Annotated in this window: 24 protein-coding genes; 6 read left to right on the forward strand and 18 right to left on the reverse strand. The window is 58.9% G+C overall.

Annotated features, from left to right (window positions below):
- Positions 1-8: 8 nt before the first annotated feature.
- Positions 9-1,400 carry a cysteine--tRNA ligase gene (gene cysS / locus ACXAH8_RS03715; RefSeq protein ID WP_475216135.1) on the reverse strand — a complete coding sequence of 464 codons (1,392 nt, stop codon included), beginning with the start codon at positions 1,398-1,400 and terminating at the stop codon, positions 9-11.
- A 98-nt stretch (positions 1,401-1,498) separates the two neighbouring features.
- On the opposite strand from cysS, the gene ACXAH8_RS03720 reads away from it, so the two are divergent.
- Both ACXAH8_RS03720 and ACXAH8_RS03725 read left to right on the forward strand, forming a co-directional pair.
- The gene (locus tag ACXAH8_RS03720) at positions 1,499-1,951 is read left to right on the forward strand and encodes an MmcQ/YjbR family DNA-binding protein (RefSeq protein WP_475216137.1); all 453 of its coding nucleotides are present in this window, start codon (positions 1,499-1,501) and stop codon (positions 1,949-1,951) included.
- 57 nt (positions 1,952-2,008) lie between these two features.
- Complete coding sequence (locus ACXAH8_RS03725; RefSeq protein ID WP_475216139.1) at positions 2,009-3,196, forward strand: pyridoxal phosphate-dependent aminotransferase; 1,188 nt, start codon at positions 2,009-2,011, stop codon at positions 3,194-3,196.
- Positions 3,197-3,202: 6 nt separating this feature from the next.
- Here ACXAH8_RS03725 and ACXAH8_RS03730 read toward each other — a convergent pair whose 3' ends face one another.
- The 6 genes from ACXAH8_RS03730 to purS form a co-directional block, all read right to left on the reverse strand.
- Positions 3,203-3,721, reverse strand: coding sequence for an outer membrane protein (locus ACXAH8_RS03730; RefSeq protein WP_475216141.1), 519 nt, complete (start codon positions 3,719-3,721; stop codon positions 3,203-3,205).
- Positions 3,722-3,976: 255 nt separating this feature from the next.
- Entirely contained in the window at positions 3,977-5,311 is a 1,335-nt protein-coding gene (locus ACXAH8_RS03735) for a sigma-54-dependent transcriptional regulator (RefSeq protein WP_170373631.1), read from the reverse strand.
- Positions 5,312-5,325: 14 nt separating this feature from the next.
- Entirely contained in the window at positions 5,326-7,101 is a 1,776-nt protein-coding gene (locus ACXAH8_RS03740; RefSeq protein ID WP_475216144.1) for a sensor histidine kinase, read from the reverse strand.
- 36 nt (positions 7,102-7,137) lie between these two features.
- Positions 7,138-7,806 (reverse strand): phosphoribosylformylglycinamidine synthase subunit PurQ, encoded by a 669-nt coding sequence (gene purQ / locus ACXAH8_RS03745; protein ID WP_170659488.1) that lies wholly within the window; start codon positions 7,804-7,806, stop codon positions 7,138-7,140.
- A gap of 11 nt (positions 7,807-7,817) precedes the next feature.
- On the reverse strand, positions 7,818-8,861 hold the full coding sequence (locus ACXAH8_RS03750; RefSeq protein ID WP_475216147.1) for a zinc-dependent alcohol dehydrogenase family protein: 1,044 nt from the start codon (positions 8,859-8,861) through the stop codon (positions 7,818-7,820).
- Positions 8,862-8,865: 4 nt separating this feature from the next.
- Positions 8,866-9,096: a phosphoribosylformylglycinamidine synthase subunit PurS gene (gene purS, locus ACXAH8_RS03755; RefSeq protein WP_170374301.1), complete on the reverse strand. Its 231-nt coding sequence runs from the start codon at positions 9,094-9,096 to the stop codon at positions 8,866-8,868.
- Positions 9,097-9,210: 114 nt separating this feature from the next.
- On the opposite strand from purS, the gene ACXAH8_RS03760 reads away from it, so the two are divergent.
- The gene (locus tag ACXAH8_RS03760; RefSeq protein ID WP_475216150.1) at positions 9,211-9,339 is read left to right on the forward strand and encodes a hypothetical protein; all 129 of its coding nucleotides are present in this window, start codon (positions 9,211-9,213) and stop codon (positions 9,337-9,339) included.
- Here ACXAH8_RS03760 and purC read toward each other — a convergent pair.
- Complete coding sequence (gene purC / locus ACXAH8_RS03765; RefSeq protein WP_475216279.1) at positions 9,332-10,087, reverse strand: phosphoribosylaminoimidazolesuccinocarboxamide synthase; 756 nt, start codon at positions 10,085-10,087, stop codon at positions 9,332-9,334. The genes ACXAH8_RS03760 and purC overlap by 8 nt on opposite strands.
- A gap of 276 nt (positions 10,088-10,363) precedes the next feature.
- On the opposite strand from purC, the gene ACXAH8_RS03770 reads away from it, so the two are divergent.
- Together ACXAH8_RS03770 and bmt are read left to right on the forward strand one after the other, a co-directional pair.
- Positions 10,364-10,681, forward strand: a complete 318-nt coding sequence (locus ACXAH8_RS03770) for a DUF1476 domain-containing protein (protein ID WP_170373627.1) — start codon at positions 10,364-10,366, stop codon at positions 10,679-10,681.
- 121 nt (positions 10,682-10,802) lie between these two features.
- Positions 10,803-11,816, forward strand: a complete 1,014-nt coding sequence (gene bmt, locus ACXAH8_RS03775) for a betaine--homocysteine S-methyltransferase (protein WP_475216152.1) — start codon at positions 10,803-10,805, stop codon at positions 11,814-11,816.
- A gap of 1 nt (position 11,817) precedes the next feature.
- Here bmt and ACXAH8_RS03780 read toward each other — a convergent pair whose 3' ends face one another.
- The 10 genes from ACXAH8_RS03780 to ACXAH8_RS03825 all read right to left on the reverse strand — a co-directional run bounded on the left by ACXAH8_RS03780 (position 11,818) and on the right by ACXAH8_RS03825 (position 23,261).
- On the reverse strand, positions 11,818-12,594 hold the full coding sequence (locus tag ACXAH8_RS03780) for an enoyl-CoA hydratase-related protein (protein WP_475216154.1): 777 nt from the start codon (positions 12,592-12,594) through the stop codon (positions 11,818-11,820).
- Between the two features lie 74 nt (positions 12,595-12,668).
- The gene (locus ACXAH8_RS03785) at positions 12,669-13,124 is read right to left on the reverse strand and encodes a cytochrome c-type biogenesis protein (RefSeq protein WP_475216156.1); all 456 of its coding nucleotides are present in this window, start codon (positions 13,122-13,124) and stop codon (positions 12,669-12,671) included.
- A complete protein-coding gene (locus ACXAH8_RS03790; protein WP_475216158.1) occupies positions 13,121-15,085 on the reverse strand; it encodes a heme lyase CcmF/NrfE family subunit in 1,965 nt (654 codons plus the stop codon). The genes ACXAH8_RS03785 and ACXAH8_RS03790 overlap by 4 nt, the downstream gene beginning before the upstream one ends.
- A gap of 75 nt (positions 15,086-15,160) precedes the next feature.
- Entirely contained in the window at positions 15,161-15,736 is a 576-nt protein-coding gene (locus ACXAH8_RS03795; protein ID WP_475216160.1) for a holin family protein, read from the reverse strand.
- On the reverse strand, positions 15,727-16,338 hold the full coding sequence (locus tag ACXAH8_RS03800; RefSeq protein ID WP_475216161.1) for a holin-associated N-acetylmuramidase: 612 nt from the start codon (positions 16,336-16,338) through the stop codon (positions 15,727-15,729). The genes ACXAH8_RS03795 and ACXAH8_RS03800 overlap by 10 nt, the downstream gene beginning before the upstream one ends.
- A 151-nt stretch (positions 16,339-16,489) precedes the next feature.
- The gene (gene ccmE / locus ACXAH8_RS03805; RefSeq protein ID WP_170467093.1) at positions 16,490-16,936 is read right to left on the reverse strand and encodes a cytochrome c maturation protein CcmE; all 447 of its coding nucleotides are present in this window, start codon (positions 16,934-16,936) and stop codon (positions 16,490-16,492) included.
- Positions 16,937-16,943: 7 nt separating this feature from the next.
- Positions 16,944-17,972, reverse strand: a complete 1,029-nt coding sequence (gene argC, locus ACXAH8_RS03810; protein WP_475216163.1) for an N-acetyl-gamma-glutamyl-phosphate reductase — start codon at positions 17,970-17,972, stop codon at positions 16,944-16,946.
- Positions 17,973-18,065: 93 nt separating this feature from the next.
- Positions 18,066-18,875, reverse strand: coding sequence for a glutamate racemase (locus ACXAH8_RS03815; protein ID WP_475216165.1), 810 nt, complete (start codon positions 18,873-18,875; stop codon positions 18,066-18,068).
- A 7-nt stretch (positions 18,876-18,882) separates the two neighbouring features.
- Positions 18,883-19,761, reverse strand: a complete 879-nt coding sequence (locus ACXAH8_RS03820; RefSeq protein ID WP_475216166.1) for a lysophospholipid acyltransferase family protein — start codon at positions 19,759-19,761, stop codon at positions 18,883-18,885.
- A gap of 80 nt (positions 19,762-19,841) precedes the next feature.
- The gene (locus tag ACXAH8_RS03825; RefSeq protein ID WP_475216168.1) at positions 19,842-23,261 is read right to left on the reverse strand and encodes an indolepyruvate ferredoxin oxidoreductase family protein; all 3,420 of its coding nucleotides are present in this window, start codon (positions 23,259-23,261) and stop codon (positions 19,842-19,844) included.
- A 169-nt stretch (positions 23,262-23,430) separates the two neighbouring features.
- On the opposite strand from ACXAH8_RS03825, the gene ACXAH8_RS03830 reads away from it, so the two are divergent.
- Positions 23,431-24,339, forward strand: a complete 909-nt coding sequence (locus tag ACXAH8_RS03830) for a LysR family transcriptional regulator (protein WP_170373615.1) — start codon at positions 23,431-23,433, stop codon at positions 24,337-24,339.
- The last annotated feature ends 100 nt before the right edge of the window (positions 24,340-24,439 follow it).

A 24,439-nucleotide genomic window follows, 5' to 3' on the forward strand; every position in this document is an offset into this window, starting at 1 on the left:
GATTTCCTTCAAACATCATCCAGTTTCGACGCATCAAATCCCGCAGCCGGAACCAATTCAACGCCTTCTTTGCTCATGCGCACTTCCAGACCTGCGGCAACAAAAGCGGATTTCAAACGGTCCACTTTTGAGAAGTCCTTGCTTTGCATCGCTTCGGCCCGTGCTTCAGCCAACCGGGCAGCGAAAGTGCTCAGATCCATCGCTTCGGCCCAAGCGCCCATATCGTCGCCCAAAAGCCCGAGAACCCGCGCGCTGGCCAGCAGAGCAGCCGCATCTCCTTCCGCAGCCAAACGGTGCAGTTCGGCGATGGCACCCGCCGTGTTCAGGTCATCCGCCAGCGCCTCAATGACCGAGGGGGCCGCGCTGGCGGCGGGCTCGATGCCAGCTGTCAGCGCCCGCCACTTTCTCAAGGTGGCTTCAGCTTCACGTGCCTTCTTCTCGGTCCAGTCCATCGGCTTGCGATAGTGGGTCTGCAGGAAAACAAAGCGGATCACCTCACCCGGCACGCCCTGTTCCAAGAGATCATGCACGGTGAAGAAATTGCCCAGCGACTTGGACATCTTCTTGCCTTCGACCTGCAGCATCTCATTATGCAACCAGATGCGCGCAAACTCACCCTCGGGATGGGCGCAGCAGCTCTGGGCGATCTCATTCTCATGATGCGGGAACATCAGATCATTGCCACCGCCGTGAATGTCAAAACTCGCCCCTAGTAACTCATAACTCATGGCCGAGCATTCAATGTGCCACCCCGGACGGCCCCGGCCCCAAGGTGAGTCCCACCCTGGAAGCTCATCGGTCGAGGGCTTCCACAGCACAAAATCCATCGGGTTCTTTTTGTAAGGTGCAACCTCAACCCGCGCCCCGGCAATCATGTCATCGACCGACCGCCCTGAAAGCTTGCCGTACCCCGCCTTCCAACTATCGACAGCAAACAGCACATGACCTTCAGCAGCATAGGCATTGCCCTTCGCGATCAGTCCTTCGATCATCTCGATCATCTGCGCGATATACTCGGTCGCGCGTGGCATCGCGTTCGGCTCCAACGCCCCAAGCGCTCCCATGTCATGCAGATACCAGCCGATGGTCTCATCGGAGCGTTCCTGCACCAACTGCTCCAACGATCCCTCGGCCCCTGCCTGTTTGCGGGCCAGAGCGGTGGCGTTGATCTTGTCATCCACGTCGGTGAAGTTGCGCACATAGGTCACCTGATCCGCACCGTAGACATGGCGCAGCAACCGATAGAGCGTGTCGAAAACCACCACAGGCCGCGCATTACCCAGATGGGCCCGGTCATAGACGGTGGGTCCACAGACATACATCCGCACGTTGTCGGAATCGATCGGAACGAAGTCTTCCTTCGTCCGCGTCCGGGTATTGTGCAGCTTGATTGTCGTCATCACTCGGGCTCCTAAAGCTTGCGCGTTGGCGCGGGCTTAGCAACTTGTCTCAGGGATGAAAACGAAAGAAACCGGCCCGCTTGAGAATTCAGCAGGTAATGCAGCAGATAATGGTGCAGATCATCCGGTTCATTTGCTCGGCATATCATGCGTCACGCGCCAAGCCAAGGCTTGAGTTCGCGCGTCTTCTCCAGCACTCTGCGCGCATGAGCAGGGATTTCGTCAACTCTATCTGCCGCGAGCTGCCGGGGGCCGAATGGTCGGACCCCTGGGGCGGCGGGCATGATGCGTGGAAGGTCGGCGATAAGATGTTCGCCTGTATCGGGACTGCGAATGATGGCGTGTCGGTCAAAACACCCGATATCGAAACCGCGCAGATGCTGATCGATGCGGGTGTCGGTGTGAAAGCCCCGTATTTCCACCGCAGCTGGGTTCGCCTGCCCTTTGACGCGGATGAGGACGAAATGCGCTACCGCCTTGCCGCCTCTTACGATCTGGTGCGTGCATCGCTCACGAAAAAAGTTCAGGCCACCCTTCCTGCGCGAAGCTGATTGACAATTTCGGATCGCTCTGCCCCTGTCGCCACAAATACAAACCGAGGCAATATCATGAAACTGTCAGATCGCATCACGCAAATCACTGGAGGCGGCAGCGACGGATGGGATGTGTTCTATCGCGCGCGCTGCATGGTCGCCGAAGGCCACGCCGTGATTCAGCTGACGATCGGCGAACATGACATCGGCACCGATGCCTCGATCCTGGATGCGATGAACCGATCGGCCCGCGACGGCCATACCGGTTATGCCATGGTGCCGGGCACCGATCTACTGCGCGAAACGGTCGCCGCGCGGGTTGAGAACCGGACCGGAGTACCAACCACCCGAAACAATGTCCTGATCACTCCAGGAGGACAGGCGGGGTTGTTTGCGGCCCATACGGCTGTGTGCAACCCCGGCGATGTCGGGCTGTTCCTTGACCCCTACTACGCCACTTATCCCGGCACCATTCGCGGAACCGGCGCTGTGGCGCGGGCGGTTCAGACCTCGGCTGAAGATGCCTTTCAACCGCGTGCCGAACAGATCGAGGCCAAGGTCGATGGCGCTGTATCATTGCTGATCAACACGCCGAACAACCCGACCGGAGTGGTTTATTCACCCGAGACACTGAAGGACATCGCTGAGCTGTGCCAGAGGCGCGATCTGTGGCTGATCTCGGATGAGGTGTACGACACTCAGATATGGAACGGCGCGCATCTGTCTCCGCGTGCTCTGCCCGGTATGGCCGATCGCACGCTGGTCGTCGGTTCTATGTCCAAATCGCATGCCATGACCGGATCACGTTGCGGCTGGATTATTGGCCCGGAAGAGGTCATCAGCCACCTCATCAATCTCGCCACCCACACCACTTATGGCGTTCCGGGCTTCATTCAGGATGCCGCGAGCTTTGCCCTGAACGCGGGCACAACGCTCGAAGATAAAATCGCCGCCCCTTTCCGTCGTCGCCGGGCCCGCGCGTTAGAGGTGCTGGCCGAACAGAATACCATCGGCCTCGTCCCCGCGGATGGCGCGATGTACCTGATGTTGGATATCCGTGCGACCGGACTGACCGGTGAGGGGTTTGCAAATGCCCTTCTCGATAAACACGCAATTGCCGTCATGCCCGGAGAGAGCTTCGGTACAGCCGCTGCAGGACACGTCCGCGTTGCCATGACTGTCGATGACGATCGTTTCGAAACGGCTCTGAAGACGATCTGTGAGTTCGCGTCCGAGATGGCAGGTCAACAAGCTGCCGAGTGAGGGTGCTTAGAACCGGAACGTTGTGCGCAGGTTGAAGATATTCGTGTCCAACCCACCGCCCGAGCGGGTGACATCGTCAAAATCCTGCCGCAACGCCTCGCCACTTATGACGAAGTTGTCGCCGATGGGATAAGCGATTCCTATGCCATAAACTGCCGCTGTGTCATTCTCTTCCGAGGTTTCAACACGCGCAGCGCCGACCACGACATAACCCATTGCCGCGCCAAAATCATACCCGCCGCGAAACTTCAGCCGGGTTATGCTGTCGACGCTGCCCTGATCCTGACCAAGGTTGAGAGAAAGCCGGTTATATTCCAGTTCACCGCCCAGAACGAAGGCACCGAAATCGCGGTCATACCCGACATGAGGTCCGAAAACGGTATCGTTGCCACTTGCGCCACCAGACCCGTCCGCATCCGCATAGCCAAAGCTGAACCCAGCATAGGCGCCCGTCCAGTCCTCGGCCGAGGCCGGGCTGGTCATCGCTATCGTCGCAGCGACAATAAGGGCCGATAGAGGCTTCATACACTTCTCCAAATCAGGCGCATCGCCGGGTTTTTGCGGACCAAACACCCGCGTATTTGAGTGTTTAATCTAGGAACGCCACTGCTTAATTCAAATCTGCATCAACGATAAGTGAATGCAGTTTAACAGATTTCCCCTGTATCGGGTTAAAATCTATTTAAGATACGTCCAAAAACCCAGCGCGAACCTTTTCACCATAAAAAACGCCCCGACCACTTGCGTGATCGGAGCGTTGAATAAGCGCCTGCGTGGTTCTTAAAGATAGTCCGACCGCTGCAGTCCGTATTTGGCCATCTTTTCGTTCAGAGTCCGGCGGGGCAGGCAAAGCTCATCCATCACCGACGCGATTGAGCCCTTATGGCGACGCATGGTGTTATCGATCAGCATCCGTTCGAACGCTTCCACGTATTCCTTCAGGGGTTTGCCCTCGGTGGTCATTACCGGCTGCATTTCCTCGTGATCGGACATCAGCAAAGACGCAATAGTTCCCGAGCCACGTCGGGATTGCAGCACCGCGCGTTCGGCGATGTTGATCAACTGCCGCACATTGCCCGGCCACGGGGCTTGCAACAGTTGCGCCGCTTCCTGCGCACTGACCTGAGGGGCGTCACAGCCATATTCCTCTGCGAACTGCTCACTAAGGCGTGTGAACAGCGTCAGGATATCCTCACCTCGCTGTCGCAGAGGCGGCATGGTTATGCGGAGAGCGGCCAGACGGTAGAACAGATCCGGGCGCAGAACGTCCTCGGAGGTCTTGCCGGCTTCTTGCAGGTTCGAGATCGCGACGATCCGCGTTTCCGCTGGGGTGCCCTGCTCGTTCATCACGCTCAGCAAGCGGGCCTGCAACGTGTCGCTTAACGCCTCGACATCTTCCAGAACCAGAGTCCCGCCGCGAGCTTCCTCAATCGCGGGAAGCTGCGCATCCTCTGGCATCATCGGGCCGAACAGACGCTTCGACAGCACTTCCTCTTCCAGTGCCGCACAAGATACCAGGACGAATTTCTTGCCCGCTCGACTACCAACGGCGTGCAGAGCGTGCGCCACAAGCGTCTTGCCGGTACCCGTCTCTCCGTCGATCAAAACATGGCCGTCCGCCTGCCCCAGATCGAGGATATCTTCGCGCAGACGCTCCATCACCGGGCTGGCGCCGATCAGCTTGTTCATGATCTGAGTACCACCCGACAGCTCGCGCCGTAGGGCGCGGTTGTCCAGCGTCAGCCGCCGTGCGTTGCTGGCGCGTTTGGCCAGTTCTGACATGCGGTCGGGGTTGAAGGGTTTTTCGAGGAAATCAAACGCGCCAACGCGCATCGCCTCAACCGCCATCGGCACATCGCCGTGGCCGGTGATCATGATAACGGGCAGCGTGCTATCCGCCCCCATCAGTTTTTTCAGCAATTGAATGCCGTCCATACCCGGCATTTTAATGTCCGAGATCACGATCCCAGGATAATCCGGCCCCAGAACCTTGAGCGCGTCTTCGGCGCTAGCAAAGGTTTCGGTGTCATATCCCGACAGCGCCAGCCATTGGCTGATCGACTGGCGCATGTCCTGTTCGTCATCGACAATGGCGATTTTCATGGCCTGTGCCATAGTATTCCCTCGTGTTATTCAGCGGCCTGGAGGCCGTCGCTTCCCAGTGGCAGTTGCATCTCGAAGACCGCGCCACCCTTCTGGCCGTTGCGTGCGGTTAGCCGTCCGCCATGGTCGTTCACGATCCCCGACGAGATAGCAAGCCCCAGCCCGACCCCGTCACCTGGCTGTTTGGTGGTGTAGAAGGGCTCAAACAGGCTTTCGATATCCTTGATACCATACCCGTTGTCGCGCACGGTCAGCACCGCCATATCGCCTGCCGCCAGGATGATCTCAACATCCGGCTCTGCTACAGATTTGGTGGCGTCTAGCGCGTTGCGCAAGAGGTTGACCATCACCTGTTCAATCCGCATCCGGTCCCCCATCACAATGACAGGGTCTTCGGGCAGGATCTGCGTGATCTTAACATGGCGCTGCCGCAGCTGAGGCTCCATCATCGAAAGCGACGAGGCCAGCGCTTCGCCAAGGTTTACTGGCGAAAACGCATCCGCCCCCTTACGCGCGTAAGACTTCAGCTGCCGAGTAATAGCGCCCATCCGTTCGATCAGACCATCAATGCGACCAAAGCTGGCAAGGGCCTCTTCCGGTCGGTTTCTGCGCAGCAGCAAACGCGCCCCGGCAAGGTAGGTTTTCATTGCAGCCAGAGGTTGATTAAGCTCGTGACTTACCGCCGCCGACATCTCACCCAAGGCCGCCAGTTTCGAGCTTTGCGCAAGCGTCTGTTCCGCCAAATCCAACGTCTTTTCAACCCGTTCGCGCTCAGCGATTTCCCGCTGTAGCCTTGCGTTCAATGCGCGAAGCTCTGCCGACTCGCGCTGGAACAGAACCACGCGCGAAGCGGCGCGGCGACTGAGCAGATAGAACGCCGCCGCCAGGAGAATCGCAAAGCCCATGATTTCCAGCGCCAGGACACTGTTCACCTTCTCGCGGATTGAGTCATAGGTGGTGAACGAGGCCATTTGCCAACCGCGGAACGGTATGCGTGTCTCAAGCCGAATGACGGCCTCACCTTCCAGATAACCATCCGGCGGCAATGCAGACCAGTCGGCCGTCGCCCTCAGCGCGCGCTGGATCGCACTTTCCGGCGTCTGTCGCAGCATGGCCGAGCTTTCGTCCAGCCCACGCCATTGCGGCTCGGTCGACAGGATGATGTTGCCGGTGCTGTCTCGCACCAGCACGGCATCAGAAATCCCGGCCCAGGCGCGTTCGAATTTCTGTAGGTCGACCTCAACCACGATCACGCCGAGGATTTCGGAATTCGCCTCGATCCTGCGGGAATAGATAAAGCTGTAGTCGCCAGTTTCGCGCGGGCTGACCGTGAAAATCGTCGCGTTCGAGCGGATTGCGTCCACAAAATATGGCGCATTGCGATGCCCTTCGAGCAGTCGGTTGCGGTCGGTGGCCGCCACTGTCACGCCATCTCCATCCATCAGCATCAAGGACGCGGCCCCAATCTCTTCAACGAAAGAGATCAGACGCTGGCTGGACAACAGGTAGTCACTGGATTGCAGTGCCGAGATCAGCGTCGGGTCTCGCGACAGAAGCTGCGGCACAATCGCGTTGCGTCGCAATTCGCTGAGGAGGTTGCCGGAATACAGGGCAAGACGCAGCTCGGCGCGGTTGCGGGTCGACTCGGTGAAACGGTCGGTCAGCAACCGGTTCGTCACCCAGATCGTCGCAACGGCGGTCAAAAGGACCAGAATAACGGCCACCCGCAGCCGCCACCCCAAGGGGGCGCCGCGAAATGGACGGGTCATCTTGTCCTTGATCGAGTGAAGGCCTGAACTCATTCCCGAAAGTTACGCGGGCTGAGCGGCGACCTCAAGTCACGCCGGGGCCAGAACGCCGGACAATGCGCGGAACAATGCCGTCCCGTCGGTGCCGCCATGCCCCTCATCCGCTGCGCGTTCGGGGTGCGGCATCATGCCAAGAACGCGACGGTTTTCCGAGAGGATGCCCGCGATATCCCCAACCGAGCCGTTTGGATTCTCGGTATAGGTGAACGCGATCCGATCCTGATCCTTCAGCGCGGACAAGGTGCCGTCATCGGCGAAATAGTTTCCGTCGTGATGCGCTATCGGAATGCCGATCACGTCTCCTGCATTGTAGCCTTGGGTAAAGGCGCTGTCGCTGGTTTCGACCTTCAGGCCAACCGTTTTGCAGATGTATTTCAGACCGGCATTGCGCAGCAGCGCGCCGGGCAGAATTCCGGTCTCCGTCAGAATCTGGAATCCGTTACAGATACCAACGGCATAGCCGCCACGCTCGGTATGATCGACCACAGCCTTGCAGATCGGAGATTGCGCCGCGATGGCCCCGCAGCGCAGGTAGTCGCCATAAGAGAAGCCACCGGGAACGCCGACGATGTCGACCCCCTCAGGCAGCGCGGCATCCTTGTGCCAGACCATGTCAACGGCGAAGCCGGCCTGTTCAAAGGCTACGGCAAGGTCCCGGTCGCAGTTTGATCCGGGGAATACGATGACGGCTGCGCGCATGGCGGACCCTCCTAGCAAGTAAAATCAGTGACCACCGCCACACCCGGAGGTGCAGGAGCGTCGAAAGCGGCGAGTTCTTCACTCACCTGGTTCAGAGATACGTTTCGCGTCACGAGCGGGCTGAGATCAAGATCCGAACCCGTGATCAACGACAGAAGCGATGGATAGCGCCAACTGGGCATCCCTCGCGTTCCATATACAGAAAGCTGACCGGAATAGAGAACATCCATCGGCAGCGTCATAGCTGCATGATCGCCCGCAGGCATGCCAATCTGAACCATCCGGCCCAGTTTGCGCAAGGACCGCATCGACGCCACGGTCGTGGCTTCAATCCCCAGCGCCTCGATCGCCACATGGGCACCACCGTCGGTGATATCTTTCACCGCTTCAGGCGCATCGCATGTCGCCGCGTTCACAACAGCATCCGCGCCCAGAGACTTGGCGTAGCTCAGCTTGTCGTCCGAGATATCGACGACAACCACCCGTGCGCCAAGCGCCTTGCCCAACAACAAGGTTGAGACGCCTACTCCGCCTCCGCCGAACACGGCCAGCCATTCGCCGCCTTGCAGTTGAGCGCGTCCAACCAGAGCTTGCCACGCGGTCGTGACCCGACATCCCAGCGCCGCCGCGATCTCGGGTGCGAGTGTCTCGGGCAGTTCCGTCAGATTGGCATCCGCATGCGCAACCGCAATATACTCGGCGAACGCACCGTCACAAGTAAACCCCGGCACGACCTGGTCGGCGCAGGTGGTTTGATTGCCTTGGGCACAGTCCTGGCAATGACCACAGGCCAGAATGAAAGGCGCAATCACCCGATCACCGACTTTCCAACGGCGGACGCGGCTGCCCACCGCAACAACCTCGCCGCAATATTCATGGCCGGGTGTCATCGGGAGGATCACATCCGGGTCCGACCCCGACCACGCATGCCAATCTGACCGGCAGACGCCGCAGGCCAACACTCGGACGACAACGCCATCCTCGGCCGGTTCAGGGTCGGGAATGGTGGTCAGCTCCAGCGGCTGGCGATAGGTGATCAGACGCGCTGCCCGCATCCAATCAGACCAGTTCGATCTCGTAGCGTTCGATGACGGTGTTGGCCAACAGCTTTTCGCACATCTCGGTCACGTCCGCCTCAGTCGCGCCTTCGGCGAGTTCCAGATCAATGACCTTGCCCTGGCGCACACCTTCTACCTGATCAAAGCCCATGGCGCCCAATGCGTGGCGGACCGCCTCACCCTGAGGGTCCAGCACCCCGTTCTTGAGCATCACATGCACCCGTGCCTTCATCTTCGCAACTCCACCTGAGGGCCACGATCGCCGGCCCATTTCGTTGCGCGGGGGATAGCGCGGTTGTGCCTTTGGGACAACCCTGTTTGCGGCGAAGATTGAAAAGGTATGAAAATGCGCGCCCTTAAACGGACCTGGCGGGTGTTGCGGGTCGAACGACATACCCTGCCCTCGTGCGAAAAACGCCGCCCGGATGAGGGCGGCGCTTTGCAATTCCGTCAGGCAGAGGCCGAGATCAGTTGATCAGCGTCGGCTTGGTCACATTGCTTTGCGGTAGAACACCCAAGCGGCGCGCGACCTCGGAATAGGCGTCGGTCAGATTGCCCAGATCGCGGCGGAAGACATCCTTATCCAGCTTCTGGCCGGTTTCGATATCCCACAGGCGGCAGCTGTCGGGGCTGATCTCATCAGCCACGATCAGACGCTGGTAGTCACCGTCGAATACGCGGCCGATCTCGATTTTGAAATCAACCAGTCGAATGCCAACCGCCAGCATCACACCGCTCATAAAGTCATTAACGCGCAGCGCGAGGCTGAGGATATCGTCCATATCCTGCTGGCTGGCCCAGCCAAAGGCCGCGATATGCTCCTCGGTGACCAACGGATCACCCAGAGTGTCGTCCTTGTAGCAGTACTCGACAATTGGACGCGGCAGCTGCGTGCCCTCGGCAATGCCCAGACGTTTGGACATTGTACCGGCGGCATAGTTGCGCACGATCACTTCCAGAGGGACAATCTCGCAATTCCGCACCAGCTGCTCGCGCATGTTCAAGCGGCGGATGAAGTGGTTCGGAACTCCGATCTGGGTGAGACCGTTCATGAAGAACTCGGACAGTCGGTTGTTCAGCACGCCTTTGCCGTCGATCACGTCTTTCTTCTCCGCGTTGAACGCGGTGGCGTCATCCTTGAAGTACTGTACGATGGTGCCCGGCTCGGGGCCTTCATACAGAATCTTGGCTTTGCCTTCGTAGATTTTCTTGCGACGCGCCATCGGGGCCCCTTCCATATCGGCAATACGCGCAGTTCGCGCGGCTGCGGCCCTCATAGAGCAGCCCGCCCCAACCCGCAAGTTGTCTGGTTGCTTTCCATCGAAGCATCCGCTTTTCAACGGTTCCTCATACGGTGTTGAGCACTCTTAAGACCTGCCAACGAAGCCTGCGTGCAGCAACACAGCGTATTTGGTCGCGCAAAGCCCATTTTCGCTATACATTCCGAAATTCGTTTCTTATCTAGATGGGGAATGTCCACGCTAAGAGGTCCCAATACAATGACCACGTTCGACGAACGCGAAAACGCCTTTGAAGCCAAGTTTGCCCATGACGAAGAAATGCAGTTCAAGGCACAGGCCCGCTGCAACAAATTGCTGGGCCTTTGGGCGGCGGCAAAGTTGGGGAAAACCGGCTCTGACGCGGACGACTACGCCAAAACTGTCGTGATCGCCGATATGGAAGAGGCAGGCCACGAGGATGTCGTGCGCAAGGTCTCTGCCGATCTGGGCGGTCTATCCTCGGATGACGAAATCCGCGCAAAAATGGCCGAGCTTCTGCCCGAAGCCAAAGCTCAGGTCATGAGCGAGACCGACTAAGCCACCGGTCACCTCATGATCTTCATGAGTAATATGAATTTGATTTGACGCCCCGGTCATGAGACACGGGGCGTCTCATATTCATACTGGCGCTTTGCGCCAAACACGTCGGACCAAGCCCATGACAAACGCGTTGACCCAGCTTCTCGAGACCAAGGAGGCCATTCTGGCCGATGGTGCGACCGGAACCAATCTGTTCAACATGGGTCTGCAATCGGGCGACGCACCCGAGCTTTGGAATGTGGATGCGCCGGACAAGATCCGCGCTCTGTATCAGGGCTCGGTCGATGCGGGCAGCGATCTGTTTCTGACCAATACGTTCGGCGGCACCTCGGCCCGGCTCAAGCTGCATGACGCGCAAAACCGCGTGGGTGAGCTGAACCGCATTGGCGCTGAACTCGGGCGTGAGGTCGCGGACAAATCCGGACGCACCATCGTGGTTGCCGGCTCGGTCGGGCCAACCGGTGAGATCATGGAGCCAGTCGGAAGCCTGTCGCATTCCGAAGCGGTCGAGATGTTCCACGAACAGGCTGAAGCCCTCAAAGAGGGTGGCGTTGATGTTCTGTGGGTCGAAACGATTAGCGCCCCGGAAGAATTCCGCGCCGCGGCCGAGGCCTTCGCGCTGGCCGAAATGCCATGGTGTGGCACCATGAGCTTTGACACTGCTGGGCGCACCATGATGGGTGTTACCTCGGCGGATCTGGCCCTTCTGGTCGAAACGCTGCCCAACCCTCCGATAGCGTTTGGCGCGAATTGCGGCACCGGAGCGTCGGACATCCTGCGCACTGTACTTGGGTTCACCGCGCAAGGGACCGAGCGGCCCTTGATCTCGAAAGGCAATGCCGGAATTCCGAAATATGTCGATGGTCATATCCACTATGACGGCACGCCTGATCTGATGGCCGACTATGCCGTGATGGCCCGCGACGCAGGTGCAAGGATCATCGGAGGCTGCTGTGGCACCATGCCCGCACATCTTGAGAAAATGCGTGTAGCTCTGGACAGCACAGAGCGTGGCGCACGCCCGACGCTTGATCAGATTACGGATGCGCTAGGGCCGTTCTCATCCGCCTCGGATGGTACGGGCGACGACGCCGCGCCCGAGCGCCGCACCCGACGCCGCCGCCGCGCCTGAGTTAGCGCCCCTCGAATTTCGGGGGGCGTTTTTCCATGAAGGCCACCACGCCTTCGGCAAAGTCGCGCGAACGTCCACATTCACCTTGCAAATGCGCCTCGGTCGCCAATTGCTGTGGCAAGGTCTTCTCATAAGTACCGCGGAGCGCCTGTTTGATCGCGCCATAGGCCGCCGTCGGACCTTGGGCCAAATGTGCGGCCCGACTACGCCAATGGGCATCAAATGCATCATCGGCGACGGCTTCCCAGATCAGACCCCAATCATCGGCCTGACGTGCGGTAATCTTGTCGGCAAACAACGCGGCCCCCATGGCCTTGGCCAGCCCCATCTGACGAGGCATGAACCATGTACCGCCAGCGTCCGGAAGCAAGCCGATGCGGGAAAAGGCCTGGAGGAAATAGGCGCTCTCGGTCGCGATCACCACATCGGCACAGAGCGCAAGGTTGGCCCCTGCCCCGGCTGCCGGTCCATTGACGGCGGCAATGGTAGGTGCCGGGCTGTCATGGATGGTCTCGAGCATCGGCTCGTATTCATCGCGCAGCGAGCGTTCCAGGTCGATCTTTCCGGTCGAGGACGCATCACCCAGATCCTGCCCGGAACAAAAGGCCGGCCCGGCACCGGTCAACACGATGCACCGCGCATTTCGGGCTGCGTGTTTCATCGCGTGGGTGATCTCGGCCCGCATCTGCGTGGTCAGCGCGTTCATCTTGTCGGGGCGGTTTAGCGTCAGCACCGCCAGCCCGTCCGTGATGTCCAGCAGGATCGTTTCGTAGTCCATTAAAGCTCTCCCTCGCGCCTGTGCGTGAGCGGACACTGCCGCATTCACAGGCCGAGGAAAAGTGGAACCACGCGTCAGTCTTTCAGAATTTGGCGCAGGCGCTCTTTTTCGGCGTCGCTCAGCCCGTCGCTTTCACCCAACGCTTGTGCCCTGGCACGGTTGCGCAGAAAGACTAAGCCAACACCTGCGGCAATCGACAACATGATTGGCCCGGCCAGCCACAGCATCAGGTTCGAACCTGTAACCGTAGGCTTCAGCAACACATATTCTCCATAGCGATCGACGATGAAGGCAATTGCCTCTTCATCCGTATCCCCTGCCACCAGCCTTTCGCGAACCAGCAATCGCAAATCGCGCGCTAGATCGGCGTTGCTTTCGTCGATGCTCTCATTTCGGCACACCAAACAGCGTAGACCGGTGCTGAGGTCGCGGGCCCGTTGTTCCAGCACCGGATCGTCCAGAACTTCGTCGGGCTGCACGGCAAATCCCGGTGCCGCCAAAAGCATAAGGATCAGGATCAGACGTTTCATTCTGCGGGTACTCCGGCAGAGGGGGCTTTGCGTGCGCCGGCCGCAACCCGGAACCGACGATCGCAGAGGCTGAGGATTCCGCCCAACGCCATCATGAGGCATCCGGCCCAAATCCAGTTGGCGAAGGGTTTGATATAGGTCCGCAAGACCCAGCCCCCATCCGCCTGCTGGTCCCCGATTACAACGTAGAGATCTCGCATGACCCGGTAGTCAATCGCCGCCTCGGTGGTGGGCATACGCGCAACCGGATAGTCGCGTTTTTCGGGATGCAGCGTCCCGATCATGCGCCCGTTGGTCTCCACCTTCACATCCGCCATGGTCGAGAAATAATTCGGCCCTTGCACGCGATTGACATCCTCAAGCGTCAGGGTGAATTGACCAACCTCGAAGGGCTGACCCGGTTGGGCGACGCGGATATCCTCAACCTCCCACGCGGTCAGACCGGCGATGGCGAAGATGGCCACACCCAGCCCCGTATGGGCAACCGCCTTGCCCCAATCGGCCCCCGGCAGGCGGAACAGGCGTTTCAGACTGCCGTTGCGTCCTGTCCGGCTCCACAAATCGAGCACGGCGCCGAAGGTGATCCATGCACCCAGAAACAGACCCACAGGTCCCAAAGCGCTACGCCCTGTCTGCATGGCCCAGACCAGCACGCCAAGGGCGACAGCCAACACAAACGCATAACGCAGAGACCACGCTGTCTTGCCCAGCTTGCCGCGCTTCCACGGCAACATTGCGCCAACCGGCAGGACCAGCCCCAACAGCACCATGAACGGCGTGAAGGCCGCGTTAAAGAACGGAGGTCCGACCGAGAGTTTCCGGTCAAACATCATCTCGGCCACCATCGGCCACATGGTACCGACGAATACAACAAAGCAGCTGACGGCCAAAAGCACGTTGTTCACGACCAGCGCGCTTTCCCGGCTGACCATGCCAAAGACGCCCTTCGCCTCCATCGCCTGCGCCCGCGCCGCAAACAGGGTCAGCGCGCCACCGATAAAGAACACAAGAATCAACAGAATGAAAACGCCCCGCTCTGGATCTGTTGCGAAGGCATGAACCGAGGTCAGAAGCCCCGAGCGCACAATGAAAGTCCCGATCAACGAGAACCCAAAGGCAATGATCGCCAGCAGGATTGTCCAGCTCTTCAGCGCCTCGCGCTTCTCCACGACAATGGCGGAGTGCAACAATGCAGCCGCCAGCAGCCATGGCATGAACGAGGCATTCTCGACCGGATCCCAGAACCAGAAACCGCCCCAGCCCAGCTCATAATAGGCCCACCACGACCCCAGAGCGATCCCGATGGTCAGAAACACCCAGGCGGCCAGAGTCCACGGTCGCACCCACCGGCCCCAGGCCGCATCGATACGGCCCTCGATCAACGCGGCCACGGCAAAGCTGAACGCCATGCTGAGACCGACATAGCCCAGATACAGAAACGGCGGATGGAACGCCAAGCCCGGGTCTTGCAGCAGCGGGTTCAGGTCGCGCCCATCGAACGGAGCAATCGCCAGCCGGTCGAACGGGTTCGAGGTAAACAGGATGAAGGCGAAGAACGCCACGGCCACAGCCGACTGCACAGCCAACACGCGTGCTTTCAAAGTGGGCGGCAGGCCAGCGCCAAAAAACGCGGCCATCGCGCCAAACAGGGTCACGATCAGCACCCACAAAAGCATCGAGCCTTCGTGGTTCCCCCATGTCCCACTGATTTTGTAGATCATCGGTTTCGCCGAATGGCTGTTCTCAACCACGATCCTCAGCGAGAAATCTGACGTAGTGAACGCCCAGACCAGCGCTCCGAAGGAAAACGCCGTCAGCAGGAATTGTGAGATTGCCGCCGGTTCCGCAAACGCCATCCATCCGGCCCAACGTTTCGATGCCCCGATCAGGGGCACCACGCTTTGCACGATAGCGACGAAGAAGGCGAGGATTAGCGCGAAGTGACCTAGCTCTGTAACCATAGGGCAGGATATATGCCGGAGGCACGGCAATCGCCAACCACTTTCGTTTGATTTCGGGGCACATAGTGTCGCAACTCAGCCCCTTTCGCGTCGCCAATCCTCTAAAGCCGGGTTCGCATCAGCCAGCAAGCTCTCTTGCGACAAGCGCGCATCCGGCCCCGTATCTGCCACACCGGGTCGGTCACTACGCATATTTCCAAGCGCATCAAGGTTGGCCATCACCGTCGGAGTCCGCGCCATCACGGCCGAGATCTCGCGTTGCAAATCCTGCGATTTCGCCTGATGACGCGCGCCGAAATAGAACGAGACAATCACGCCCAACAACCACCACAAAGGCTCGGGCACAAGCGCAATCCCCTGCATCCGCGCCGAAAACCAGATCGGATCGATCATGGCAGCAGCAAACAGACCCAACGTTCCCAGCGCCAAGGCCGGACGCGGAAGCCGGTTCAACCCATCCATAAACCGGTCGAACATGCCTTTGGGTGGTCTCTGAAACTCAGCCCCGAACTGGGTCATGGCCTGAGTTTGCACCACCATCCGGCGTTGAGCGCCCGCATCAGCGTGTTCCCGAAAGACCTCTGCAGTCTCGCGTACCACGTTACGCCCACCACCGAACAAGAAGCTCAAAACGCCCGAGATCAATCCCATCCCGCAACCCTCCTCTCAAACGCCTCATCGCTCAGGTGATAGCGATCAGACAGGAACTCTTCCGCCCGCCTTATCCAACCGCCTTTCCCACCCGCACGGGTACTCGCGTATTTTCGCGACGCAGGACGCCTATCTGCGAGCCGCAAGTAATAGTTCCGCCGCGCCACCCCATAAGCGTCCCGCAACTGAACCGGGTTCGGGCGCGCCGCGTCCTGACTGGCCCCTATGGTCTGTGGGCCGATAACCCCGTCCACCACAACAGCAAACCCCATCTTCACCAGCAGTGATTGCAAAATGCGCACCGCTTGCGCGCCTGCGTTTACATACATGTCGAACACGCTGGCCTGCAGCGCCTCGGGCAAGGCGGCGATCCCCGGTTTCTCAAAATAATGCTGCACAAAGATATAAACCGCCTGCGCGCGGCTGAGGGCCCGTACATCCGCGGCGTCAACCACCCCGTCCCGCGTCAAATCCAAACCCAACCGTCGCATCGTGTGAATGGTCACGCCGAAATTGGTGGCTCCTCCCGGATCATCCGGATCATCCACAAACCCGCCTTCCCGACGCACAATCTCTTCGGCAATCTGTTGAACCGTCTGCATCACGACCCCCACCTGAACTAGTCGAGGGAACGATCCTGCAAACTCCTTAACAACCCCAAACGAAACAGAGCGCCGCTTGCCACCCGCACGCAACGCCCCTGCTTCTTCTGTTCAAAAATACCTCCGCCGGAGGCACGCAGCGCAGCTGCGTTCAGCTTTCGCCCGGATCCTTGTAAACGCCCTGTTCCTTCAAGGCGTCCATGACCTCTTTCGGCATATAGGTCTCATCATGTTTTGCAAGGATTTCAGTGGCTTCAAACACACCGTTGACGTAGCGACCCGTGCCTACCATGCCCTCATTTTCCGAGAAGAGATCCGGCAAAACCCCGGTAAATGCCACCGGAACACTTTCGCCGCCATCAGTGACCACGAAACGCACCGTTTCACCCTGCCCCCGCACGATCGAGCCCTCTTCGACCAGACCACCAATGCGAAACACCTCGGTCGGCGCAGGCGGCTCAGCGATCACCTGGCTGGGCGAGCGGAAGAAGTTGATGCCATCGCGCATCGCATACCCAATCAACGCCGTCGACACCGCCAGCGCCGCTACGGCCACCAGAATGATCTGAACTCGACGACGTTTCTTGAGCGTTTTCATACCGTCCTCACGGGAACAAGGGGGCCATCATCAGCCCTCGGGTTTCATCCTCACCTAACATCAGGTTGGCATTCTGCAAGGCCTGCCCGCTGCTACCTTTTGTCAGGTTATCCAATGCGGCGATCACAATCGCACGCCGTTCGATCCGGTCCGCAACTACACCGATATGGCAGAAATTCGATCCCCGCACATGGTGGGTCGAGGGCGCCTCGCCCATCGGCAGAACCTCAATGAAAGGCTCGTCAGCATAGGCTTTTGCCAGCGCATCAAAAACGCTCTGCGGGTCGCCCTTCACGTAGGAGGTCGCCAGAATACCCCGGTTCGCAGGGATCAGGTGCGGCGTGAATTGGATATGCACCGTGCGCCCGGCCAGTTTTGAAAACTCCTGATCGAACTCTCCCAAATGGCGATGCGTACCACCTATGGCATAGGCATTCGCGCCTTCGCTCAGCTCGGCATGCAGCAGGTTTTCTTTCAACGACCGGCCAGCGCCCGACACGGCGCATTTCAGATCGAGGATGATGTCGTCCAGATCAATCACACCGGCTGACATCAGCGGCCGCAGCACATATTGTCCAGTCGCCGCGTTGCAGCCCGTACCGGCCACAAGCCGTGCGGTCCTGATGTCGTCACGATAGAACTCGGTCAGGCCATAGACCGCCTCTTCCTGCTGCTCCAACGCGCTATGCGGGTTGCCGTACCATTTTTCGTACTCATCGGCGTCCTCCAGCCGGAAGTCTGCGGAAAGGTCGATGATTTTCAGGGTTTTCGGCAGGTCGCGGATCACTTCCTGACTGGTTTTGTGCGGCAACGCGCAGAAACACAGGTCGATCTGAGAAAAGTCGATCTCAGAAATCTTGCACAGGTCCGGCAGGTTCATATGGCGCAGATGTGGGAAAACCTGAGCCATCGACAGGCCCGCCTTTCGTTCCGCCGCTAGAGCCACGATCTCCATGTTCGGGTGCTCGGCGATCAGCCGCACCAGTTCAGCGCCAGTATAGCCCGAGGCGCCCAGAATTGCGATTTTGTGGGTCATGTCAGACCTCTTTTTGCATGTGTCACATATCATGACCGCCACTGTGACGGTCTTGCATTTAGAAAATCGGAGGGGTGGCGTCCTTGACCTAAATCAGGCCGCCTCAAACAAGATTTGTCGTCGGAGGAACTGCGTCGCCCGATCGCTGACAAAACCCGGCTTGCCGGTGGTTAGATAGCCGCCTTCTCCCTCACCCAGCATGGTCGGGTGGCGTTGCAGATAGTCGGCCAGGCTTTCAGCCACCAGATCGCCCTGGCTGAACACCTGAACATCCGCGCCCAAAGCAGCCTGAAATGTCTCGGCCATCAAGGGGTAATGTGTGCAGCCCAGAATTGCCGCCTGAGGCTCTGGCATCTTGCGCTTCAACGCATCCACATGGCTGCGCACCAGTGCCTCGGCCAGAATCAAATCACCGTCTTCAATGGCATCGACAACGCCGCCGCAGGCCTGTGCCTCGACATCCACACCAATCGCGCGGAACGCCAGTTCCCGCTGGAAGGCGCGGCTGGAGACTGTGGCGGGCGTTGCAAACAAGGCCACATGCTTGACGGCCACTTCCCGCGGCGGAGAGTTGTCGCCCCATTGCCGCTCGGTCAGCGCTTCGATCAGAGGGACAAAGACGCCAAGAACCCGCTTGCCCTCGGGCACGCCCTCTTCCTGCATTCGCCGCAGGGCTGCGGCGCTGGCGGTATTGCAGGCCAGAATCACCAGATTGCAGCCACGATCCCACAGGTCGTAAACCGCCTTGCGGGTTAGCTGATAGATATCCTCGGCATCGCGCACGCCATACGGCGCATGCGCACTGTCCGCGTAATACAGGAAATCCACGTCGGGCAGCCGTTGCTGCGCGGCGTTCAGGACGGTCAAACCGCCCAAACCGGAATCAAAGATACCTACTGCCATTAGCCCTTCAGGCGCGATGCCGTTCCTCAAATTCATAGCCGTAGTCATATGACTTCAGCGGTGTCGGAGACAGCTCATACGTGGCTTTGCGCAGGAAATCCATCATCTTGCGCGTATCCTTGCTGAGTGGGTCCAGAACATCACGGCCAATCGGCTCGCCGATCACAACTCTCACAGGTGTATCAACGCGTTTCTTGAACTCCTTGATCAGCAAACCCATCCGCAGAGTATTGTGCAAATGGCTAGCGATCTGGAATAGACGAGAAGTGTGGCCGTCGAAGAAAACCGGCACCACGGTCGCGTTCGATTTGGCGACCATCCGAGCGGTAAAGCCCCGCCAACCAGGGTCCATCGGGTGGTCGAACGGCGTGAGAGCCGTGCTGACGGTTCCACCCGGAAAAATCCCGATCGCGCCACCATCGCCAAGATAGTTCAACGCGGTTTTGCGGGTTTCAAGGTTCAGCTTCATTGCCTCTTTCGTCTCATCAAAAGAGATCGGCAGGATGATGCGGTTCAGATCTTCTGCCTTACGGAACACGCGATGGGCCAGAATCCGGAAATCGCCGCGCGTTTCAGACAGGATATGCCCCATCATCAATCCGTCCAGAATGCCGTAAGGGTGATTGGCAATCAGGATCAGAGGGCCGTCCTTCGGGATATTCGACAGCGCCCCGCCCACAACATCCAGCGTTAAACCGTAGCGTTCGACCATGACATCCCAGAAATCGCGCCCCTTGGCGACGTCTTGTTCGTACCCGTCCGCACGCTTGATAAGTCGCATGCGCCCTGTCGTGTTTTCCATCAGCTTGATGACCATACGACCGCCCTTGGTTTCGGCGGAATGGGCATAAGAAATGTCTCGAACGACATGACGGCGCGAGGGCATCTGAGGACTCCGGAACTAACTGCCTGCACTATACGTTAAGCGGAGATTTTGCCTAGCGAAGGTGACAGGTTTGTGACGCCTCATTCCGCCGCAGCGCGCATCTCCGGTCCTCCGCTACGGATCGTCGCCAGCAGTTCCTCGCGCCGTTTCGCAGCTTTGGCTTCGTTTTGCATCAAAACGGGGCCAAACCCACGTATGTCGAGCGGCAAACGGGCCAGTGCAACAATCGCATCCTGCGTGTCTTCCGTTATCAGAGGCAGTACCTCTTTCATGTCCTGTTCGTACTGTTTGATCAGCGCGCGTTCCATCCGCCGCTCGGCTGAGTAGCCGAAGATATCCAAAGGCGTGCCGCGCAAACTCTTCAACTTGGCCAACAGTTTAAGAGGTCCAAGCATCCATTCCCCAAAGGCGCGCTTGCGCGGTCTGCCATTGCTACCCTCCCCACCAAAAATCGGCGGGGCTAGATGGAAAGTCATGTTGAAATCGCCGTCGAACTCGGCTGCGGCCTTGTCCCGGCTGGTCAGTAAAAGGCGCGCGACTTCGTATTCATCCTTGTAGGACAACAGCTTGTGATAGCCTTTTGCTACAGCCTCGCGCAGCGTTTCATCTGCTATACCGTCCACCAGCTTGCGGTAGCGTTTCGCCAATCGGGCCGACTGGTAGTCGGTCAGGTGCTGCGCCCGGAAGTCGATCATTTGGTCCAGGGTCTTGGGCAATTCCGAGACGGAAGGTGCCAGTATCGCCTGTGCCTCCTCCGGGTGTAGAACAGCCCAGCGACCCACGTCAAAAGCCCGTTTGTTGCGTTCCACGGCGGTTCCGTTCAGCTCAATCGCGGTCATGATCGCCTCATGACTGACAGGCAGAGTACCGCGCTGCCATGCCGCGCCGAAGACCATCATGTTGGAGTAGATCGAATCGCCCATCACGATCTTGGCCAGATCGGTCGCATCGAACAGGCTCACCCCGTTCTTCAGCCGCGCTTGCAGCGCCAGCTCCAACTGCTCGCCCGGAATACGGAATTCTGTATCGCGGGTAAAATCGCCGGTCACCGTGTTGTGGTTGTTGACCACCGCGCCGGTCTGTCCGGCCCGTGTCAGGCCCAGAGTTTTTGCCCCGGCCGAGACCACGAGGTCGCCGCCGATCAGCGCATGCGCCTCGCCGGTTGCGACGCGAATGGCGCTAATATCTTCCGGTCTGTTCGCCAGACGGCAATGAATGTGCACCGCGCCGCCTTTTTGGGCGAGGCCGGCCATCTCCATCATACCCGCGCCTTTGCCGTCAATCTGTGCCGCTTGCGCCAGAATCGCCCCGAGGGTCACAACACCTGTGCCACCAATTCCGGTGATAACCACATTATGCGTACCCTTGATTTGCGGCAGATCAGGCATCGGCAGATCGGGCAGATCAAGCTGTTTGGTCGCCTCTTTCCGGATCTTTGCCCCTTCCAAGGAAACAAAGGACGGACAGAACCCGTTCAGGCACGAGAAATCCTTGTTGCAGCTGGATTGATCAATCGCGCGTTTGCGGCCCAGTTCGGTCTCCTTGGGCACGATTGAGACGCAGTTTGACTGCACCCCGCAATCACCGCATCCTTCGCAAATATCTGTATTGATGAAGACGCGTTTGTCCGGGTCCGGGAACTCACTGCGCTTGCGGCGACGGCGTTTCTCAGCCGCGCAAGTCTGGACATAGACGATGACCGAGACGCCTTCGATCTCGCGGAACCGATCCTGCACTTTCATCAACTCGGCACGTTCAAAGCTTTCCACGCCCGAAGGTAGAGCCCCAAGGTTCACGTCTTCCTTCTCATCATAGACCAGCGCAACATGCTGCACGCCCATGGCTTTGACCTCGGCCACGATCCTTTCAGCCGTCAAATCGCCTTCGTTCCCCTGCCCGCCAGTCATGGCAACCGCATCGTTGAACAGGATTTTAAAAGTGATGTTTGTGCCCGCCGACAGCGCCGCGCGTATCGCCTGCACGCCCGAGTGGTTATACGTCCCGTCACCCAGGTTCTGGAACACGTGTTTGGTGGTCGAGAACGGAGCTTCACCAATCCAGTTCGCGCCCTCGCCGCCCATCTGAGTGAAGCCGGTGGTCTCACGGTCCATCCACTGCACCATGTAGTGGCACCCGATACCCGCATAGGCACGGCTGCCCTCGGGCACTTTGGTTGAGCTGTTATGCGGACAGCCCGAACAGAAATACGGCAAACGCGTTGCGATTTCTTGTGCGTTGTCAGCCCGTCGCGCCTCTGACAGTTTGGCGAGGCCTGCGCGAACGCCATCCGTTTCACGCCCCTCTTCGATCAGGATCCCGCCCAGCTTTTCGGCAATCATGATCGGGTCCAACGCGCCGCGTGTCGGGAACAACTCCTCTCGATGCAGCGTACCCGCGCCACCCTTGTACCAGCCATAAACGCGGCGACCCCGGCGGTCGTCAAAAATTGCCTCTTTGACCTGCACCTCGATCAGCTTGCGTTTTTCTTCAACGATCACAATCAGATCCAGTCCTTCAGCCCAATCATGGAACCCGGCCATATCCAGCGGGAACGTCTGCCCGATCTTGTAAGTCGTGATGCCCAGCCGTTCCGCCTCGGCCTCATCAATGTTCAGCAAAGACAGCGCGTGGGTCAGGTCCAGCCAGTTTTTACCCGCCGCAACGAACCCGATCTTGGCCCCCGGCTTGCCCCAGACACGTTTGTCCAGCTTGTTGGCATGCGAGAACGTCTCGGCCGCGAAACGCTTGTAGTCGATTACGCGGGCCTCTTGCAGATGCGGCGTATCACCAAGGCGGATGTTCAACCCACCCTTGGGCATGTCGAACTCGGGAATCACGACGCCCATCCGGTCGGGCCTGCCATCGACGACCGAGGTCACCTCAATCGTGTCCTTCATTGTTTTCAGACCAACCCAGACACCGGCAAACCGGCTGAGCGCAAAGCCGTAGATGCCATAGTCCAAAATCTCCTGCACGCCTGCAGGGCTGACCACGGGCATATACATATCGACCAGAGACCACTCCGACTGGTGCAACACGGTCGAGCTTTCGCCTGTATGGTCATCCCCCATTGCCATCAGCACACCGCCATGTTGCGCGGTGCCCGCCATATTGGCGTGACGCATCACATCGCCCGACCGGTCAACCCCCGGCCCCTTGCCGTACCAAAGACCAAAGACGCCGTCATACCGGCCATCGCCGCGCAGGCCCGCCTGCTGGCTGCCCCAAAGCGCGGTGGCCGCCAGATCCTCGTTCAAGCCGTATTGAAAGGTCACATCGCTTTCAGCCAGATAGCGCTGGGCGCGCATCATCTGCTGATCCACCGCACCCAGAGGTGAACCGCGATAACCCGTCACTAGCCCAGCGGTATTGAGCCCGGCCTTTTGATCGCGGGCCTTCTGCATCAGCATCAGACGCACAAGCGCCTGCGTTCCGTTCAAAAGAACGGGTGATTTTTCAAGATCGAAGCGGTCGTTCAGCGTTATGTGTGGCTGACTCATCAGACGTCTCCCCTCGTCAGATCAGTGTGCTTTATATTCACGCATTTTAGGTCACAATTATTGACCTGTATAGCCATTATCCCCTGAATCCCAAGGATTTCATGGTTTGATTGTGGAACTTGTTACCTATTTCATATAGGGCTTCACGAGGATAACGAAAGTTGCGGCGATGGATTGGGACAAGCTTAGAATATTTCACGCGGTGGCCGATGCCGGCAGCCTGACCCATGCAGGGGACAGGCTCAATTTATCTCAATCCGCCGTGAGCCGTCAGATCCGCGCGCTGGAAGAATCACTCGATGCGACCCTGTTCCACCGCCACGCGCGCGGCCTGATTCTGACCGAACAGGGTGAGCTGCTGTTTGATGCAACCTCGGCCATGTCCAAACGTCTGGACGCCGCCGCCGCCCGCATCCGCGACAGCGAAGAGGAAGTGTTCGGCGTCCTACGTGTGACCACCACGTTCGGCTTCGGCACCCTATGGCTGGCCCCGCGCCTGCCCAAACTCTACGAACAGTACCCCGATCTGAACATCGACCTGATGCTCGAGGAACGTGTTCTGGACCTGCCCATGCGTGAGGCTGATGTCGCCATCCGCATGAAAGAGCCCAGCCAGGCCGATCTGATCCGCAAACGCCTGATGACCGTCCAGATGAAGCTCTATGCCACGCAGGAGTATCTGGAATCCCATGGCGGGATGCTGAAATCGCTCGAAGAGATCAAGGAACACCGTCTGATCAGCCAGACCCCTTCTGCCCCGCAGGTGGGTGCAAGCGCGGCGATGGTGCGCCATCTGATGACCTTCAATCCGGGGTCCCTGCTGACAGTGAATAATTATTTCGGCGTACTTCAGGGCGTGCTGCACAATTTGGGAATAGGCGTCCTGCCCGACTACGTAACGCAGGACTTCCCGCACCTTGTTCCGATCCTGTCGGAAATCGAAAACGCGGACGTTCCCGTATACCTCGCTTATCCGGAAGAATTGCGCCATTCCAAGCGGGTCGGAGCGTTCCGCGACTTCGTTCAGGACGAGATCATCGCGCAACGCAAACAACTGAAAATGATGGGTAAACTCTAGCTATGCACTCGCGGCATAGCAGCAATGCTGAACGATCAGATTAAAACTTCTTGAACGTTCACAAACCGACCCCTAAATGAGCACTCGAAGGCGGTGATGC

It is taken from the genome of Ruegeria sp. ABV3_008, from assembly GCF_056161185.1.

Excerpts from the sequence above, each read along its gene's own strand:
- ACXAH8_RS03730 (WP_475216141.1), bottom strand. The coding sequence starts at position 3,721 with ATGAAGCCTCTATCGGCCCTTATTGTCGCTGCGACGATAGCGATGACC.
- ACXAH8_RS03825 (WP_475216168.1), bottom strand. The coding sequence starts at position 23,261 with ATGAGTCAGCCACACATAACGCTGAACGACCGCTTCGATCTTGAAAAA.
- ACXAH8_RS03750 (WP_475216147.1), bottom strand. The coding sequence starts at position 8,861 with ATGCGGGCAGCGCGTCTGATCACCTATCGCCAGCCGCTGGAGCTGACC.
- argC (WP_475216163.1), bottom strand. The coding sequence starts at position 17,972 with ATGACCCACAAAATCGCAATTCTGGGCGCCTCGGGCTATACTGGCGCT.
- bmt (WP_475216152.1), top strand. The coding sequence starts at position 10,803 with ATGACAAACGCGTTGACCCAGCTTCTCGAGACCAAGGAGGCCATTCTG.
- ACXAH8_RS03800 (WP_475216161.1), bottom strand. The coding sequence starts at position 16,338 with ATGCAGACGGTTCAACAGATTGCCGAAGAGATTGTGCGTCGGGAAGGC.
- ACXAH8_RS03760 (WP_475216150.1), top strand. The coding sequence starts at position 9,211 with ATGCGCGCCCTTAAACGGACCTGGCGGGTGTTGCGGGTCGAACGACAT.
- ACXAH8_RS03785 (WP_475216156.1), bottom strand. The coding sequence starts at position 13,124 with ATGAAACGTCTGATCCTGATCCTTATGCTTTTGGCGGCACCGGGATTT.
- cysS (WP_475216135.1), bottom strand. The coding sequence starts at position 1,400 with ATGACGACAATCAAGCTGCACAATACCCGGACGCGGACGAAGGAAGAC.
- ccmE (WP_170467093.1), bottom strand. The coding sequence starts at position 16,936 with ATGAAAACGCTCAAGAAACGTCGTCGAGTTCAGATCATTCTGGTGGCC.
- ACXAH8_RS03780 (WP_475216154.1), bottom strand. The coding sequence starts at position 12,594 with ATGGACTACGAAACGATCCTGCTGGACATCACGGACGGGCTGGCGGTG.
- purS (WP_170374301.1), bottom strand. The coding sequence starts at position 9,096 with ATGAAGGCACGGGTGCATGTGATGCTCAAGAACGGGGTGCTGGACCCT.
- purQ (WP_170659488.1), bottom strand. The coding sequence starts at position 7,806 with ATGCGCGCAGCCGTCATCGTATTCCCCGGATCAAACTGCGACCGGGAC.
- ACXAH8_RS03830 (WP_170373615.1), top strand. The coding sequence starts at position 23,431 with ATGGATTGGGACAAGCTTAGAATATTTCACGCGGTGGCCGATGCCGGC.
- ACXAH8_RS03720 (WP_475216137.1), top strand. The coding sequence starts at position 1,499 with ATGCAGCAGATAATGGTGCAGATCATCCGGTTCATTTGCTCGGCATAT.
- ACXAH8_RS03735 (WP_170373631.1), bottom strand. The coding sequence starts at position 5,311 with ATGGCACAGGCCATGAAAATCGCCATTGTCGATGACGAACAGGACATG.
- ACXAH8_RS03790 (WP_475216158.1), bottom strand. The coding sequence starts at position 15,085 with ATGGTTACAGAGCTAGGTCACTTCGCGCTAATCCTCGCCTTCTTCGTC.
- ACXAH8_RS03770 (WP_170373627.1), top strand. The coding sequence starts at position 10,364 with ATGACCACGTTCGACGAACGCGAAAACGCCTTTGAAGCCAAGTTTGCC.
- ACXAH8_RS03815 (WP_475216165.1), bottom strand. The coding sequence starts at position 18,875 with ATGGCAGTAGGTATCTTTGATTCCGGTTTGGGCGGTTTGACCGTCCTG.
- ACXAH8_RS03740 (WP_475216144.1), bottom strand. The coding sequence starts at position 7,101 with ATGAGTTCAGGCCTTCACTCGATCAAGGACAAGATGACCCGTCCATTT.
- ACXAH8_RS03795 (WP_475216160.1), bottom strand. The coding sequence starts at position 15,736 with ATGGGATTGATCTCGGGCGTTTTGAGCTTCTTGTTCGGTGGTGGGCGT.
- ACXAH8_RS03820 (WP_475216166.1), bottom strand. The coding sequence starts at position 19,761 with ATGCCCTCGCGCCGTCATGTCGTTCGAGACATTTCTTATGCCCATTCC.
- purC (WP_475216279.1), bottom strand. The coding sequence starts at position 10,087 with ATGGCGCGTCGCAAGAAAATCTACGAAGGCAAAGCCAAGATTCTGTAT.
- ACXAH8_RS03725 (WP_475216139.1), top strand. The coding sequence starts at position 2,009 with ATGAAACTGTCAGATCGCATCACGCAAATCACTGGAGGCGGCAGCGAC.